At 50.2% G+C, this 16,401-nt stretch carries 19 protein-coding genes; 16 read left to right on the top strand and 3 right to left on the bottom strand.

The features are described 5' to 3' along the window. Window positions 1-29 precede the first annotated feature (29 nt). The 12 genes from SOM82_RS02705 to SOM82_RS02650 all read left to right on the top strand — a co-directional run bounded on the left by SOM82_RS02705 (window position 30) and on the right by SOM82_RS02650 (window position 11,240). Window positions 30-1,760 carry a P-loop NTPase fold protein gene (locus tag SOM82_RS02705; protein ID WP_320460832.1) on the top strand — a complete coding sequence of 577 codons (1,731 nt, stop codon included), beginning with the start codon at window positions 30-32 and terminating at the stop codon, window positions 1,758-1,760. An 86-nt stretch (window positions 1,761-1,846) separates the two neighbouring features. Further along, window positions 1,847-2,164 (top strand): integrative conjugative element protein, RAQPRD family, encoded by a 318-nt coding sequence (locus SOM82_RS02700; RefSeq protein WP_320460831.1) that lies wholly within the window; start codon window positions 1,847-1,849, stop codon window positions 2,162-2,164. Beyond that, window positions 2,161-2,394 (top strand): TIGR03758 family integrating conjugative element protein, encoded by a 234-nt coding sequence (locus SOM82_RS02695; protein WP_320460830.1) that lies wholly within the window; start codon window positions 2,161-2,163, stop codon window positions 2,392-2,394. The genes SOM82_RS02700 and SOM82_RS02695 overlap by 4 nt, the downstream gene beginning before the upstream one ends. Window positions 2,395-2,411: 17 nt before the next feature. After that, window positions 2,412-2,738 (top strand): TIGR03745 family integrating conjugative element membrane protein, encoded by a 327-nt coding sequence (locus SOM82_RS02690; protein ID WP_079822065.1) that lies wholly within the window; start codon window positions 2,412-2,414, stop codon window positions 2,736-2,738. Window positions 2,739-2,741: 3 nt separating this feature from the next. Further along, window positions 2,742-3,095, top strand: coding sequence for a TIGR03750 family conjugal transfer protein (locus tag SOM82_RS02685; protein ID WP_320460829.1), 354 nt, complete (start codon window positions 2,742-2,744; stop codon window positions 3,093-3,095). After that, window positions 3,092-3,718 carry a PFL_4703 family integrating conjugative element protein gene (locus SOM82_RS02680; RefSeq protein WP_320460828.1) on the top strand — a complete coding sequence of 209 codons (627 nt, stop codon included), beginning with the start codon at window positions 3,092-3,094 and terminating at the stop codon, window positions 3,716-3,718. The genes SOM82_RS02685 and SOM82_RS02680 overlap by 4 nt, the downstream gene beginning before the upstream one ends. Then, window positions 3,715-4,503: a TIGR03749 family integrating conjugative element protein gene (locus tag SOM82_RS02675; RefSeq protein ID WP_320460827.1), complete on the top strand. Its 789-nt coding sequence runs from the start codon at window positions 3,715-3,717 to the stop codon at window positions 4,501-4,503. The genes SOM82_RS02680 and SOM82_RS02675 overlap by 4 nt, the downstream gene beginning before the upstream one ends. Continuing rightward, the gene (locus tag SOM82_RS02670) at window positions 4,500-5,837 is read left to right on the top strand and encodes a TIGR03752 family integrating conjugative element protein (RefSeq protein WP_320460826.1); all 1,338 of its coding nucleotides are present in this window, start codon (window positions 4,500-4,502) and stop codon (window positions 5,835-5,837) included. Before SOM82_RS02675 ends, SOM82_RS02670 begins: the two co-directional genes overlap by 4 nt. Continuing rightward, the gene (locus SOM82_RS02665; protein WP_320460825.1) at window positions 5,837-6,226 is read left to right on the top strand and encodes a TIGR03751 family conjugal transfer lipoprotein; all 390 of its coding nucleotides are present in this window, start codon (window positions 5,837-5,839) and stop codon (window positions 6,224-6,226) included. Before SOM82_RS02670 ends, SOM82_RS02665 begins: the two co-directional genes overlap by 1 nt. Then, entirely contained in the window at window positions 6,226-8,880 is a 2,655-nt protein-coding gene (locus SOM82_RS02660; RefSeq protein WP_320460850.1) for a conjugative transfer ATPase, read from the top strand. The genes SOM82_RS02665 and SOM82_RS02660 overlap by 1 nt, the downstream gene beginning before the upstream one ends. Window positions 8,881-9,162: 282 nt before the next feature. Then, entirely contained in the window at window positions 9,163-10,212 is a 1,050-nt protein-coding gene (locus tag SOM82_RS02655; protein WP_223861294.1) for an SIR2 family protein, read from the top strand. Continuing rightward, complete coding sequence (locus SOM82_RS02650) at window positions 10,212-11,240, top strand: DUF262 domain-containing protein (protein WP_150342299.1); 1,029 nt, start codon at window positions 10,212-10,214, stop codon at window positions 11,238-11,240. Before SOM82_RS02655 ends, SOM82_RS02650 begins: the two co-directional genes overlap by 1 nt. A 565-nt stretch (window positions 11,241-11,805) precedes the next feature. On the opposite strand, the gene SOM82_RS02645 is transcribed toward SOM82_RS02650, so the two are convergent. The 3 genes from SOM82_RS02645 to SOM82_RS02635 form a co-directional block, all read right to left on the bottom strand. Further along, a complete protein-coding gene (locus SOM82_RS02645) occupies window positions 11,806-13,107 on the bottom strand; it encodes a hypothetical protein (RefSeq protein WP_320460824.1) in 1,302 nt (433 codons plus the stop codon). Window positions 13,108-13,231: 124 nt separating this feature from the next. Beyond that, window positions 13,232-13,558, bottom strand: coding sequence for a helix-turn-helix domain-containing protein (locus SOM82_RS02640; RefSeq protein ID WP_320460823.1), 327 nt, complete (start codon window positions 13,556-13,558; stop codon window positions 13,232-13,234). A 78-nt stretch (window positions 13,559-13,636) separates the two neighbouring features. Beyond that, window positions 13,637-13,981, bottom strand: coding sequence for a helix-turn-helix domain-containing protein (locus tag SOM82_RS02635; protein WP_320460822.1), 345 nt, complete (start codon window positions 13,979-13,981; stop codon window positions 13,637-13,639). 77 nt (window positions 13,982-14,058) lie between these two features. On the opposite strand from SOM82_RS02635, the gene SOM82_RS02630 reads away from it, so the two are divergent. The 4 genes from SOM82_RS02630 to srlE all read left to right on the top strand — a co-directional run bounded on the left by SOM82_RS02630 (window position 14,059) and on the right by srlE (window position 16,397). Continuing rightward, window positions 14,059-14,355, top strand: coding sequence for a helix-turn-helix domain-containing protein (locus tag SOM82_RS02630; protein ID WP_320460821.1), 297 nt, complete (start codon window positions 14,059-14,061; stop codon window positions 14,353-14,355). Between the two features lie 139 nt (window positions 14,356-14,494). Next, window positions 14,495-15,028, top strand: coding sequence for a PTS glucitol/sorbitol transporter subunit IIC (gene srlA, locus SOM82_RS02625; protein ID WP_320460820.1), 534 nt, complete (start codon window positions 14,495-14,497; stop codon window positions 15,026-15,028). Further along, window positions 15,025-15,399 carry a PTS glucitol/sorbitol transporter subunit IIA gene (locus SOM82_RS02620; protein ID WP_320460819.1) on the top strand — a complete coding sequence of 125 codons (375 nt, stop codon included), beginning with the start codon at window positions 15,025-15,027 and terminating at the stop codon, window positions 15,397-15,399. Before srlA ends, SOM82_RS02620 begins: the two co-directional genes overlap by 4 nt. After that, the gene (srlE, locus tag SOM82_RS02615) at window positions 15,396-16,397 is read left to right on the top strand and encodes a PTS glucitol/sorbitol transporter subunit IIB (protein WP_320460818.1); all 1,002 of its coding nucleotides are present in this window, start codon (window positions 15,396-15,398) and stop codon (window positions 16,395-16,397) included. The genes SOM82_RS02620 and srlE overlap by 4 nt, the downstream gene beginning before the upstream one ends. The last annotated feature ends 4 nt before the right edge of the window (window positions 16,398-16,401 follow it).

The raw sequence follows: 16,401 nt of genomic DNA, 5'->3' as shown, positions 1-16,401 counted from the left end.
ACAATACTCATTATACTATAGGTGATTAAATGTCTGAAGTAGCAAAAGCTTTAGATGCATTTATGCAATCAGATAATAGCGTACTAGTTATTAAGGGAGATTGGGGAGTAGGAAAAACTTTCTTCTGGAACAAATACTACAATGAGAATAAAAGTAATTTAAAGCAAATTGTTTACTCATACGTATCACTATTTGGTAAGAATTCACTATCCGATATTAAAAGAGAAATTTTTCATTTAGCAAAGCCAATTAAAAAAGATAAAATCGAATCTTCTTTTCAGCAGCAAACTGAAGAAATTAGCGGTATTTATGAATGCATTCCGTGGTTAAACCCTAAAGAAAAAATAGTTCACAAAATACCATTCCTCAAACCTATTGTGAAGTATGCTGATAACACGCCTTTATTATTTAGGGCTACAAATTTAATTTCCAGCCTTGAATACTCACTAATCAATAATTATCTAGTATGTTTTGATGATTTAGAAAGACGTGGCGATGGATTATCTATAAAAGAAGTAATGGGATTTATTGATGAACTTGCACAAAGAAAAAAATGCAAGGTAGTTCTTATATTCAATGAAGAAACATTACACAATGAAGATGATAAAGAGATCTTTAATATTTACCGAGAAAAGATAGTTGACATCGAGCTAAAATTTTCGCCTACAATAAAAGAAAATTTTGACCATGTGTTTTTTACCAATACGCAGAATTATGATTATATCTTAGGCATTATAGAAAAACTGAAAATAAATAACATTAGGTTTTTCAAAAAACTGAAGCAGGTTCTCTTATCGTATGAAACCCTCTTTAAACATGCAGATAGTGATGTAAGGGAGGAGTTTATTCTTCGTGCTTGTATATTATGCTGGGGATATTATACCCCATTACCTAATTTACCATATGACGAACTAAGATTAAGACTTGAAAAAGGTGCACTATTTGCAATTTATCCTGATGAAGACTACCAAGAGAGTGAAATAGATAAAGCCTTTCAGGGATTACAAGAAAAATTCGCCTTATATTCATCACCTTTCGACACCGAAATAGACTTCTATCTTAATAATGGCTATATTAATGATAGTCATGAATTACAGAAAATTATAAATGCAAAAAAATCTGACTCCGCAGTCAGAAGATTAAATCAAAAAATAAGCAATGTATGGCGTATTTATCACCAATCGTTCGATAATAACGATGAATTATTCATTAATGGCTTAGAAGACCTCCTGAACGATGAGTTATTCAGCATACCGATAAACCGCTTTGATGACATAATCAGAATTTTAAGAGACTTTGGCATTTCTTGCGATAACTATGTTGAGGAATATTTTTCGAACATTGAACAACAGGTTGATTTTTCAGAACGTGATATTGAATATTCTCTAAGTGATCTTTATTGCAATGATATTAAAGAAAGATTGAAAAGAAATATTGAAATTTTCAAAAATGGTAAGCGTAGCATTACAAATATTGCAATAAGACTATCTGAGAGCAATGGGTGGAACCCTGAGGACATTCATTATTTAAATACATTTTCAACTCAAGATTTTGCTGAATGGATGAGAAATCGAGGAAATGGGGCTGTAGATGATGTTCGCTATGGGCTATTAAAATTCAGAAATTTAAGAAGCAATGAGCCAGTCTATGATGAATTAACAACAAAAGTCATAGATGTTTTGAAAATAATCTCAACCGAAAGCAAAATAAATTATCTAAGAGTCAGAAATATTCTGCGAATCGAAATTGACAGTCAGTAGAAATCATTCAACCACAATGAATAATTAAACCTATACATCCCCAAAATCATGCCACATCCTGAGATAAAAAATTTCAGGATGTCGTCATGAAAAATTATCCTCTTCCATTTTATATCATGCTTTTAGCATTTTCATTTCCTGCACTCGCCGCCCCCCTCACCGAGCGCGAAGAGCTAACCCTGTCCCTCAACCAGCTTAGCCAAATCGAAGCCTCGCTTCATCGTGCCCAGCAAAGTGCCAGAACCGGTATCAACGAGCGCTACTACTTCGACTACCCACGCATCCACAGCGATATCACCACCCTGCGTAGCGGAATTGAACATTACCTGACGCCAGCCCGCGCCCAACCGCGAGATACAGCTACGCTTGGCGGGCAATACCAAAAGGAGAAAACCACGCCATGAGCCCAGAACAAATCAGCGCTTTCCAGGCTGCCGGCCAGGTAAAACCCGCCGCCGTCAACCTGGTCATACTTGGCCTGTTTAGCGCCTTTTTACTGCTGTGGGTCGTCTGGGTGCTGAATGACGCTTACCGGGGCGTGACAACCGCGCGGGTAAGCTGGCGGGCGCTGGGTAGCATCGCCGGACGAACCATCTTACTGCTGCTGGTCAGCTTCTGGCTGGTGCTGAGCTAACCGCTTCAGGAGGCACAATGAAAAAATGGCTATTCAGATGGCTGCTGGGGTTCCCTGTTTTGTCTGCCCGCGCCGATCTTCCGAAAATGGAGGATCCCTCCCGTGGGCAGGGCGAGGGCATCATGCAAACATTGCAGAATTACGGTTACGACATTGTGATCCTGATGACACTGGGCATCTGCGCCATTGGCTTTCTGGTCGTCGCCAACAACTGCATCGCCACCTATTCCGAAATCCAGGCAGGACGAAAACAGTGGAAAGACCTGGGCGCAATGGCGGGCGTTGGCGCGGTATTGCTGGTGATCACCATCTGGTTGCTTAATCAGGCCTCGGACATTCTGTAAACCATGAATACCATCCCCTTTCTCCCGGAACGACTGAACCGCGAGCCAGCTGTGTTTCGCGGCCTGACGGTCAGCGAGCTGCTGATAGCGCTACTTATCGGGCTGGCTACTGGCGCAATCGCTGGAACCATTCCGGCAATACTGTGGCGAAACTGGAGCCTTATCCCCGGCAGCGCCCTGCCCGGCGGTGCGCTGGCGATCCTCTGCGGTGGACGCTGGCTGGCGCGGCTAAAGCGCGGACGCCCGGAGAGCTGGCTATACCGGGCGCTGGAGCTGAAACTGGCCCGCTTCGGCATCGGCGCACAGCGCTTTGTCCTGCAGGATGGCGTCTGGACTATTCGCCGGAGCCAACGATGAGCGCCTTCAAGCACACTCTGGCCGCACGGGATGAGCATATCCGCACCCTGCATATTGCGCTAGTCGCGTTATTCCTGCTCGCATCAGGCATGGGATTCGGCTGGTACAGCGCACCACGCCAGCTCACGGTGTATCTGCCGCCGGATCTCCGCGCTGCCAGCCAGCGTCCGTGGTGGGAGGTACCACCCGCCACGGTGTACGCTTTTGCGTTTACCGTGTTCCAGCAGATAAACCGCTGGCCGACCAGCGGCGAGACAGATTATCCGCATAATCTCAACGCGCTGAGGAGTTACCTGACACCCGGCTGTTACAGCCAGATGGAACAGACTTTCCGTCAGCGCCAGCAAAATGGCGAGCTGCGCGACCGGGTACGCGGCGTTTACGAAATCCCCGGTCGGGGATTCAGCGATAAGCAGGTGCAGATCCTCGACCGCGACAACTGGGTTGTGACGCTGGATCTGACCGTCGATGAATATTTCCACTCTGAACCCGTCAAGCGGGCCATGATCCGTTATCCAGTCAAAGTGTTGCGCTATGACATTGACCAGCAGAAAAATCCGTGGGGCCTGGCGCTGGACTGCTTTGCGTCACCGCCGCAAAGACTGGAGGCGGCAACATCATGAATCTTCGCCCGCTACTCATCCTGCTGTTCGCCCTTCCCTTGCATGCCGTCGAACTCGTGAAATGGGAACGTATTCCGCTACCGGTAGCGCTGAATATCGGGCAGGAGCGCATTGTGTTTGTCGATCGCAACGTCCGGGTGGGCTATCCTGCCGCACTGGAAGGCAAACTGCGCATTCAGAGCAGCAACGGCACGCTGTACCTGCTTGCAAGTCAGCCGTTCGCCGCTACCCGGCTACAGCTTCAGGACACGGAAAACGGTGAGCTGATTTTGCTGGATGTCTCTGCCAGCAAGAGCGAGCTCATCCGGGAATCGATGCGCATTGTCCGCGAAGAGAAGAAAACGCCTGCTGCGAAGCCCGATACAACTCCTGACCCCTTACCCTCCACGCCGCTTCCGGTCGCGCTCACCCGCTACGCCGCGCAGATATTGTATGCCCCGCTACGCACCGTGGAGCCTTTACCGGGCGTTCAGCCCGAAGGCGTGCGGCTGGCAAAAACGCTCACCACTCTGCTGCCTGCGTTACCCGTCAACGCCATGCCAATTGGCGGCTGGCGACTGGATCCTTATCACCTGGCGGCGATCCGGCTTCAGAATAAAAGTGCCACCCGGCTCGAACTCGATCCGCGCCAGCTTCAGGGGCAGTTTTACGCCGCATCCTTTCAGCATCGCTGGCTGGGGCCTGCGGGCAGTGCCGAAGACACCAGCATGCTCTATCTCATCACCCGTAATTATCTTCCTGAACAGGCGATCCTGCCTGAATCTGCGCCGGAGAAGAAGAAATGAAACTCCAGGCGAATATTCTGCTACGGATTCTTACGCCGCTCATTCTGCTGGCGGGCAGCGTCATGCTATTTCATGCCTGCCAGGACCGCAAAACTACACATGCAAAACCATCTGACCCAGGTACGACTCTTAGCAAGGACGAACTGAAAGCGCTGGGGATCGAAGGTGACACGCCTGCCGATACCGTCGCCACGCTGGTCGGCCAGATGAAACTCTGGCGTAAGGAGCTGGCAACGGTAAAAGCCAGCAATACCGCCTTGCTGAAGGAAAATCAGCGCCTGCGTGAACGTGAGCATGATACCGACAGCCGCATCAACGAGGCCATTAACCGTCAACAGACCAATGCCTCACACCAACAAAACGAAATGCTCAGCACATTGCAGGCACAAATCCGGCAGCTTAAAGAGCGCAGAACAACGGATGAATCGCTGGCCGGGCTGGGTATTGAAGAGCCGGAAGCCATATCCGGAGAGCAGCTACGCTGGATAGTGCCCGCCGATGCTCTGCCAACGGATAAAAACGGTCGCCCGCTGCAACCTGCGCTGGCCTTTCCTTCCACGATGCAGATCACCACGCCACCGCCCGAAACACCGCCGCCTGCCGTCGTCAAACCGGTCTACACCCTGCCGCAGAACAGCACGTTAATCGGCTCTGTAGCGATGACCGCTTTGCTGGGACGCATTCCGCTTAACGGCAGCGTCACCGACCCTTACCCGTTCAAAGTGCTGATTGGCCGCGATAACCTCATTGCCAACGGCATCGAGTTACCCGACATTGAAGGCGCAGTGATCTCCGGCAGCGCCACCGGCGACTGGACGCTCTCCTGCGTGCGCGGCAGCTTAACGTCAATCACCTTCGTCTTCCGCGACGGTACGGTGCGCACGCTCCCCGCTGAAGGCGCTAAAACCGGAAACAGCGCGGAAGGCAATATCGGCTGGCTGTCCGACCCTCACGGCCTGCCCTGCATCCCCGGCGAACGCAAATCCAACGCCGCCGAATATATCGGCTCGCAGTTCCTGCTGGCCGGATCGTCCGCCGCCGCGCAGGCGCTGGCGAACAATCAGACCACCTCCACCGTGGAGGATGGCTCTGTCACGACCGCGCTGACGGGCGACAGCGGGCAGTATGTGCTCGGCCAGGCGCTGGGCGGCGGCCAGAAGGAGAGCGCCGACTGGTTTAAACAACGCTACGGCCAGATGTTCGATGCCATCTACGTGCCGCCTGGCCAGGCCGTTGCCATCCACATCACTCGCCAGCTAGCCATTGATTACGATCCTGACGGACGCCGCGTGAACTACCACACGGCGGGCGATCGCACTGGAGGCCTGGACTGATGCGTATCCTGATTTTGCTGTTATCACTGTTGCTGGCAGCGTGTAGTACCGACCAGAAAACGCTGCTACCAGTGGATGAAAACACCACTATGCTGAGTATCTGGGGCAAACAGAATAACGATGCGCAGGCGCTGTACGACGCGCGATCGGTCCTGCGCCGCCCGCTGGATGACGCCACACTGATCGCGCAACAGCAGCAGGCCACACTAAGCGACGATAATGCCGCTCGAGCGCTGTTCCGACGGCTGCCAAACCCGGATCTGGAGCTGTATATTTTCCCCCATCTGGCAGGCAGCGAAGGCGTCCCGGTACCGGGATACACCACCGTCTTCCCCTTCTATAACCGGGTGCAATACGCCCTGCCCGGCGAGCGGACCGATCCGCTGTGATAATACGTAGCGGCACGCTGACCGAACAGACGGTTGACAGCCTGTACCAGAAAGGCGCGTCGTTCGTCGATTTTCTGCCGTGGGTGGAGTACCAGCCGGAAAGCAAAACGCTGCTGCTGGATGACGGACGCTCGGTCGGCGCGGTGTATGACATCACGCCGTTTGGCACCGAAGGCCGCTCCCCGGCACGGCTGGAAGAACTGCGCGATATCCTGAAAGACGCGCTCCAGGACAGCTTCACGGAATATGACCGCCATCCGTGGGTGGTGCAGTTTTACTGCCAGGATGAGGACAATACCGCAGGCTGGCTGGCCGCGCTGCATGACTACGCCGTTCCTGAAGCGAAGGATTCCGATTTTACCCGCGCCTGGCTGAACGAGATGGAGCGCCACCTGCACGCGGTTTCCCGCCCGGAAGGCTACTTTCTGGACGATGCCGTCAGCCATACCCGCTGGCGTGCTCAGCAACGCCACACCCGGATGGTGGTCTACCGCTGGCTACCCAATAAATCCCGCGATCCGCTGGAAGACTCCCCGGAAGAGGCGCTGAACACCGTCTGTGAACGAATGATCTCCGCGTTGGCGGGCGCGGGTATTCACGCCCGCAGGCTGGAATGTGAAGCCATTCGCCACTGGCTGCTGCGCTGGTTTAATCCCGCCCCGCAGATGGCAGACTCACCCCAGAAGTTCTGGCAACAGATGGCGCAGCAGGATGACACGCCGGAGCTATACGACTTTGCCGAGAGCCTGCTGTGCGGTGAACCCCGGTCGCAGGCCGCACAGGGAACATGGCTGTTCGACCAGCGTCCGCATAAGATAGTCGTGCTGGACAGGCTGCGCAAATCGCCCACCGTCGGCCATATGACCGGAGAGTCTGCACGCGGTGACGGTGTTAACGCGCTGTTCGACCTGCTGCCGGAAGGGGTCATTATGGCGCTGACCATCGTCGTCTGGCCGCAGGATCGGCTGGAGGAACATTTAAGCCGCCTCAGCGACCGCGCCATCGGCGAGAGCGTCGAATCGGAGTACACCAAAAAAGACTGCCAGGAGGTGCGTCACTGGCTGAAGGACGGGCACAAACTCTACCGTAGCACACTGGCGTTTTACCTCTCCGCTCCGAATAACGGCGAACTGACCAGGCGTGTGCGTAGCCTGAATAGCCTGCTACTGAATGCAGGTATGGTTCCGGTGCAGGAGAATGACGAGCTCGCCCCGCTCAGTTCGTGGCTGCGCTGGTTGCCGATGTGCTTCGACCCGGCGCGGGACAAGCGCCAGCTTTATACCCGCTTCAGCTTTGTTCAACACCTCGCCAACCTGCTGCCGCTGTTTGGCCGCGAGAGCGGCACCGGGCATCCGGGTGTCAGCTATTTCAACCGGGGCGGCGGGATGCTGTGCTGGGACCCGCTCAACCGCGAGGACCGCGCCCAGAACGGCCACCTGTTGCTGCTCGGCCCGACCGGCGCAGGCAAATCCGCCACGCTGAACGCCAAAATCGCGCAGCTAATGGCGCTGCACCGCCCGCGCCTGTTTATCGTCGAGGCGGGTAACTCCTTTGGGCTGATGGCCGATTACGCCCGCGAACATGGCCTGACGGTAAATAAAATCAGCCTGAAGCCCAGTTCTGGCATCACGCTGCCGCTGTTTGCCGATGCCTGGAAACTGGCGGAAAGCGATGTACCGTCAGCAGAACCAGATGATGACGATCCCGAAGAGAGCGATAACGAGCAGCGCGACCTGTTGGGCGAGATGGAAATCACGGCCCGCCTGATGATCACCGGCGGCGAGCTGAAAGAGGACGCCCGCCTGACACGCTCTGATCGGGCATTAATTCGCGAAGCGATTCTGTACGCGGCCCGACTCACCGCTCGCGAGAAAAGACAAACGCTGACCCAGGATATCCGCGATGCCCTGTTCACGCTGGCACAGGATGCGGCGCTACCGGAATCCCGCCGTAACCGGCTGTGGGAGATGGGTGAAGCGATGAATATGTTCTGTTCCGGGTTTGAAGGAGAACTGTTTAACCGCGAGGGAGAGGCATGGCCGGAAGCGGATATCACTCTGGTGGACCTGGCGATGTTTGCCCGCGAAGGATACGAAGCACAACTGGCGATCGCCTATATCTCGCTGATTAACCACATCAACAACCTTGGCGAACGTGACCAGCATCTGGCCCGGCCCATCGTAAATATTACCGACGAAGCGCATATCATCACCGTCAACCCGCTGCTGGCGCGGTTTCTGACTAAGGGCTCGAAGATGTGGCGCAAGCTGGGGATTTGGTTGTGGCTGGCAACGCAGAACCTGAGCGACTTTCCGGATGACGCGAGAAAGCTGCTCAATATGATTGAGTGGTGGGAATTGCTGGTGATGCCGCCCGAGGAGGTCGAACAAGTCAGCCGCTTTAAATCTTTGACGCAGGAACAGCGCCAGCTCCTGCTCAGCGCGACTAAATCACCGGGGAAATACACCGAAGGCGTAGTGCTTTCGCCGCGTGTGGAAGCGCTATTCCGCGTGGTATCCCCTGCCCTGTGGCTGGCGTTGGGAATGACGGAGAAACACGAGAAGGCGGAGCGAATGCGGATTATGAAGGACTCTGGGTGTAGTGAGCTGGAGGCGGCGATGAGGGTGGCGGAAAGGTGTTTTTCCAGCGGTTGACGTAATCCTCTCTGAGTATAACCAGGACTGATGGGCCGTTCAGTGCCAGACATTCATAGCAAATAAACCTACACACTGATTGCTATACGCTCTAGTTGTTTAGGACACTTGTTCAGTTTAGTTTGGACTGACCCCACCCCGGTAGACGATCCTGCCCTATCACTGGGTGCTCAGGGTCAACATTAATAGCAGAAAACAACTAGAAATAAAAATTAAAAAGTTTTATTCTGTATTAATGACTATTTTTGTTTACACTTAACATGTTTGTAAGGATACCCTTTTTTGAGCAACGAACAAAAAAAGAAAGTTGGGTTAATGCTTGGGAACGGATTCACTATTGACCTGCTTAGCAAAATGGGCAAGCTTGATATAATTGATCCTTCAGATCTTTTTAAATATGGCGATATGGTTAAGTGGCCCGCTACTGGTGAGCCCGGTTTTCTTTCTGCTCGATATTGCCCCAATTTATGGCGATTAGGGGCAAGACCAGGGCTAAACCGAACTGCATCATATCAAATAATTGAAGAGTTAATAACCGTAATAAATTTATATGCCACTCTACCTCCAGAAACAGTAAAGAAGAAAAATCAGGCAAGTCATACCCCATTGTCAAATATTTATATTTATGCTTATCAAGAATTAGTTTCATACTTAAGGGAGCTTTTCATCGATTACAATGAAAAGGTTTCTTCTGAAGATCTACGTAAGCTGGAAAGTGGCTGGCGGGACTATTTGATGAAACTGGATAAAAATGACAATATAGAACGGGTTGATATTATAACTTATAACTATGACATTTATCTTGAGCGCCTTCTTGACTTACTTAACATCAGATTTGACATCCCAAACATATCAGACGGAAATGCGAAATTTAAAATATACAAGCCGCATGGTTCTATTAGTTTTCTCTATGATGGATATATGTCTAAGGATAACTACAATATCCAAAAGGAGTTGTCTTTAAATAATGGGGATATATCAAAGTTCGAATGTCGACATGAAGACTTGAGCCTATATATGCCATTGATTCCAATAATACCACCAGCAGGAGAAGCACATCGTTATGCCCAAAACTGGGCTAACTCTATTAAAGAGTCTGTTGAAGCAACTATGGAATCATATAACCCAAACGATGATTTCTTCATTTGTGGCATTTCATATTGGCATGTTGATCGAGCAGAAATTGATGCAATAATACGTAAAACCAATAGTGACGTTAATGTCAGGATGATCAATCCAGGAAACGTCGATGGTTTAAGTGCTATACTTGGAATGGTATTTAATAGTTATGTTCATCATTCGTCATCTGAAGTTTTAAAGGAGCTTGCCTAATGGAAATTTTAAAGCGGGATTCAAACAGCATAAATATTGCCTCCTTTTGGGAGGGTTTTTCATTAGGCAAATTTAATTTTGACCCACCTTATCAGAGAGATAGCGTTTGGGATGAAGAAAAACAATCTTTCTTTATAGATAGTATACTACGTAACTATCCAATCCCTCCTATATTTCTCCACCAAAAAATTGATGATGACACTGGAAAAATCACCTTTGAAGTTGTTGACGGAAAACAAAGGCTCACGGCAATTGTTAATTTTATTAATGGTCGAATAACATCTGCAAGTGAGGAAGAAGATGATGAGTTGACAGGTGTGTTTTTTTCCGATCTATCAACCTCTAAATATGCAGAAGTTAAAAAATTATTTTGGCGATATCAGATGCCAATAGAGTACATCGATACTGAAGACGAAAGAATAATTGATAGCATTTTCGATAGGTTGAACAGAAATGGTGAGCGACTTAACGGGCAAGAGTTAAGGAATGCCAAATATCACGATACTGATTTTTATAAAAAAATCGTTGAATACTCACAGCGTGAATATTGGCAAAGATTGCTCGAGCACGTTGATAAAAAGAGAATGGAAGATAAAGAGTTTGTTTCTGAGTTGATATTCACGATCCTTGAGAATGAAGTATTTGGTGCAACTCAAGAAATAATTGATGGTCTTTACGAGAAATATTGCAGAAAGAATGGCGATGAAACAAATGAAGCATTCTTAATTTTTGAAAGAACAACTGATTATATGGTAGCCATGAATATTAATTTCAAAAACCATAAAGCAAGTGGCGTTAGTCATTTATATGGCATCTTCAGTTATGCCCTTTATTGTAATACCAATAATATTCCTGTAGAAGAGGCATCAGATAAACTTTCCTCCTTCTTGGACAGTTTGTGGGAAAAAGATATACAACATAATGCAGATTTAAGAAGAGAATATAGAAAAACAATGAGTTCGAGTACCAAAAGTAAAACTCAGCGCTCTCGTAGAATTGAGGTTCTTCTGAATTTACTTCGAGATTAAATTATACAAAAGCAGGAGTTAATTTCATTCCTGCTTTCTCAACTATCTTTCATAATTATTTCTTTAAAGATGGAATAATACCTTAACCAGATAAGCCTAACCCACCATAATTAGGCATAGAGATATACCAATATGGCCCATGTTCGTAATCCTCTGCCTCCGGCAAACACAAATAGCAGTAACCGTAAGCCGCAAGCTAGCCGAATCCATTATACCTAGGTTTAAGTGTCTGGACTAAAGTGAGCGCAAGTATCGTCTCGAAGGATGCATTGACACTGTGTTAATGGCAAAGTTCGTGCAAAATCAGTGGACAAAAAGAGTAAGCGGTTACAGATAAGTTATCTTCACCTACAATGGCTAATGTGTGTTGAATTACTTTTTTAATCTGATAGCGTAATTTTTATAAATGAGAATTGTGACTTGCTCTCCAACTATTAAAAGTAGAGGATTAATTATTAACGTAATCAGTTGTAAAAAACAGTGAACTTCCGCTGCGCTCTTAGCCGACTATCAATCAGAGTATTAATAACAAGATTCACAAATTTATCGAAGGTAGAAAAAACCGTTATTTATTACCTAACCGCTCCTGTGGCGTTTCCCACTTCAACAACCGTTCAACCGCCGTATCCCCCGATAAGAATTGCCGGGCCAGTTGCAGGCGTTCCATTACCTGATCCTTCTGCTGCTCATCCAGACTCGCCGCATCCTGCTCTGCTTCACGGAAAAATTGTTCCAGCCGTTTGTCTTCAGCCCACTGGGCCATAATAGATTTTAGTTCGGCACGGCTGGCGTTATAGGCTTCCTCTTCCCGACGTATTTTCTCTTTTTCCAGATAGATGGCGTGCTCCCGCTCACGCTGAATCCGCCATTTCTCGGCTTTGATTCGAGCTTCTTCTAACTGCTTTGAAATCAGCGGAACAGCATCCTGCATAGCCGCAATCATCTTCGGGATCTGGCTTATCAAACCACACTGTTTGGTTTGCCGGAACTGTATATTCCACTGCGCATCCGGGTACGGTGAGTAGAGCTGCAGAAGAAATCGCCCTGTCGGAAGGGAATGTTTCGAGACACGGAGATGGAGATAAAATTCTGCGTTTTTCCCCCTACTCCATCTCGCCATTTTTTCATCACGAACGTAGCGGTCTTTGACCAGTTTAGCCGGAACGTACTCCGTCATTTCCGCGAGATTAAAAGCAAAATGCATATCACCCATACAGATAATACTCGCGCTGAAAGGTCGCCATAAATTTTCCCAGCGAAAGCCCCCCTCCTTAGGATCCTCCCTGATGTAGATTTCAGCACGATGAAAATCTTCGCCTCTGGCAGCCAGCCTTACCCGATAGCCCTGCTTTGCCAGGGCATCAAAGAACCGGCTCAGAAATTTTATGGCGCTTTCAAAGCCAGTATCGGAAACATTGAGATCCAGCAGCTTCTTTTTAGTAGGCTTGTAGTAACCATCTCTGGTAATCGTCGACACCGGAAAGTACGTTTTGAGATCGTTGATCAGTCCGTATGCGTTCCCGGAACCGGGGAACAACTTCTTCGTTACCACAGACGCTGGTTTTGCTAACACCGTGGCCGGAGATTTTACTGATGGACTATCTTTTTTACCCCCCTTCCCCCCTGTACTCGATTTCAGAGCGGGTAAAAGCGGGATAGCAGGCGCGGTCCCTTTCTCCAGCGCTTTCCAGTAACCCGTAAGTGGTCTGGGGATCTGTAATTCAGCGCACCTTTTGGCCAGCCCTTCAATACTGATATTACAGATAGAAGCGATACGTTCTGCTGGCTCGCGCCAGACCAGGAGGTACAACGCTTCCCGATCATCAGGTAAAGTTTTAATAATACTGGCTTGCTGACTCTCTGACATGGCATTCCCCCTTTGCAAAGAACATTATCAGAGAATCTGGTTGGCAGGTGATTGAACGGAATCACTTTTTTTAAAATGAAGATTTAAGAATGAATATAATAATGAGTCAAAGCATGATGCTTTCTTAGCTAGCTGCGCGGAGCCTCGCATAGTCCATTAGCTCCTCACGTTGCTTACTTGATAATGACAAAAATATCAGCATTAACTCAGCTAAATCATCATCTTCTGCGTAAAAATAGGCCAACGGAACACGTAAAACCTCTGATAGCCTCCGTACAATATCAGTATTAGGTTCATGCACTCCCTTTTCATAGCGATTGATACGTGTACTCGCGACAAATTCATCTATACCTGCCGCAATCCCCAAACGTTTCTGAGAAAGTCCACTGGCTAACCGAGCCTGTTTAAGGCGTCGGCAAAAAATATCGTTGTAATGATTAGTCGTTTCCATGACTACGAGAATCGTAGTTTTCGCTTGCCGCAGATACTACGATTAACGTAGTATCTAGGAATGAGAATAGTGATGGTTTCAGGCATCTTCATCAGATGAGATACTTAGCATCTGCCGAGACATGTTCAGTAATCGCAACTGCGAGTCTGATGAAAGCATGGCAAAGTTGAGGATCAGCTCTGCAAGAGTCTCATCTGAAGTGAAAAGCCATGGCAAAGGGACATTCAGCACTTCCGCAATTCGTGCCATCGTCTCCATATCTGGTTCATACACCCCTTTCTCATAACGATTAAGACGAGTACTCGCACCAGAATGGTTAACCGCCGCAGCGATCCCTACGGCAGCTTGGGAAATACCTAATCGCTGTCGGGCTTCTTTCAATCGTTGGGTGAAGACATCCCGTTGTCTTAGTCGTCTTTTCATAACTACGAGATTCGTAGTTTTTTAACGATCTGAATACTACGAAAAACGTAGTGTTAGGATTTGAAGAGGTAACAGGAATGACGAAACAAGACTGGCACCCAGCCGACATTATTGCCGCCCTGCACAAACGCGGCACCAGCCTGGCGGCGCTCTCGCGTGAAGCGGGGCTGGCGTCTTCCACGCTGGCAAACGCTCTTACACGCCCATGGCCCAAAGGCGAGTGGCTGATTGCTACCGCATTAAATGTCCATCCGGCCACTATCTGGCCCACCCGTTACAGCGGCCAGGAGGAGTACCGCCTGCCAAAACAACCGTTGCCGGGCATGAAAATCGCCGTATCAGCATCCGGTTTTCCGGTTCCGGAGGAACGTTAACGCCCTGTTCCCGGAATCGTTTTTTCGTCTTCAGACAGGGCATTGTCATCGTGCCACTAAGAGGAGTTTTTTATGCATACCAAAATCCAGGATGTATCTCTGCAACCCGCTGTAATACGCCTTCAGACAGGAGGAGCCCATGTTCATTATCTCCCTTGCTGAAGGTTTTATTCATCTGTTCCAGGCCGCCGGTAAGATCTTTCTCGATATGATGAGCGGCATTATCCCCATGCTCATCACCCTGCTGCTGGCAATTAACTTTCTGATGAAACTGACCGGTGAGGCCCGTATGCAGCGCGTGGCGGCACTGTTTGGCCGCTCACGCATTCTTACGTATGGCGTCCTGCCGGTACTCGGCTGGTTCTTTATGAGCAGCCCCGGTGCACTCACGCTTGGCAAGCTGTTACCGGAAAAAAGCAAGCCCGGCTATGAGGATGCCCTCGGTACTACCGCCCATCCACTAACCAGTTTGTTTCCCCACGTGGTGCCGTCAGAGCTGTTTGTCTGGCTCGGGGTGGCTGCAGGGTTAAAAGCCCTTAATCTTCCGGTCACCGAACTGGCACTGCGCTATATCGCCGCCGCCATCGTTATCGGCCTGCTCCGGGGCATCATCACCGAGTATCTGTTTCTGCGTCTTAGCCGCAACGATAACAGCGGGAGGACGACGCCATGATTATCTACAATGCGCGTATCGTGCGAACAGGCCCGTTCGTGGCGGACGGGCTGGCAGATAATATGCTGATTACCTTTGATGCCGCAGGGCCTGCGGACTGCCTGGACTACGCCCTGGTGTTATCCCCCGTGTTTAAGCATCCCACTCTGCAGATACTTCCCGGCGATCGGCTGCAGGTGGCCGGGGAGGAATATCTGATTACCGCTATTGGCCGCGAGGCACAGCACAATCTGTATGAACTAGGCCATCTGACCCTGTTGATTGACGCCAGTCTTTTCGCCCGTCATGCCGGTTGCCTGCATCTCTCCGGCACCTGCCCGGTCCTGTCTGACTTACAGGGTAATCTGGTTATTGCGGAGGCCGTAACATGAATATCCTTCATATTCCTCCCGGCCCCGGCGGCTACGGTAAGGGCCTGTGGCTGCCCATTAGCAGCGGCAAAAAGGTGCTGTCACTCACCGGGCGGGAAATCCACCCGCTCGCCATCGAAATCGGCGCGCTCACCCAGTCGGAAGTGGTGAACGGTTTCTCCTGTGTGCCATCAGATGAAGAACTGCTCTGCGTGGTGATTAACTGCGGCGGCTCCCTGCGCTGCGGGCTATACCCGAAGAAACATATCCCGACCATCAACGTGCTGCCCACCGGCAAGGCCGGGCCGCTGGCGGCGTATATCACGGAGGATAACTACGTTTCAGGCGTTACGCTGGCGCAGATGCAACAGCCTGAAATGCAGCAGAATGATGACCGTTATGGCTCGCCGTCAGTCGGGGGGACTACGACAGAGCGAGGGAGTACCGCAACAGGGCCTGAACATCAGGCACCAGAACAGGGTATGGCCCGACTGGTGCGCCTGGTGGAGAAAACCGGTACTGCGACGGGCCAGGTCATTGCCCTGCTGTTTGCCGCCAGCCGCGAGGCGGTGGATGTCTCTCTGCGCAACGTCATTCCATTTATGGCCTTTGTCTCGGTGCTGATTGCGGTGGTACAGGAAACTGCCCTGGGCAGCCTTATTGCGCACGCCCTGACGCCGCTCGCCAATTCGCTGTGGGGACTGGTGCTGCTGTCTTTTATCTGCGGCATTCCGTTTCTGTCGCCGGTGCTCGGCCCGGGGGCCGCTATCTCGCAGGTTATCGGCGTGATGATAGGCACCCAGATTGGCGCAGGCAATATTTCCCCGGCCTTTGCGCTGCCCGCCCTGTTCGCCATCAACGTCCAGGTGGGCTGTGATTTCGTGCCGGTAGGGCTGTCGATGCAGGAGGCGAAACCGGAAACTATCGCCAAAGGCGTGCCTGCGTTCCTGCTGTCCCGCCAGCTAACCGGGCCGCTGGCGGTCATTATCGGCTGGGCATTTTCCCTCGGACTTTTTTAAAGGT

Source organism: Lelliottia sp. CFBP8978 (genome assembly GCF_034046055.2).
Taxonomy (GTDB): domain Bacteria; phylum Pseudomonadota; class Gammaproteobacteria; order Enterobacterales; family Enterobacteriaceae; genus Enterobacter.
The sequence above is the reverse complement of the archived record's forward strand: the minus strand, read 5'-3'. Positions and strand labels throughout refer to the sequence as shown.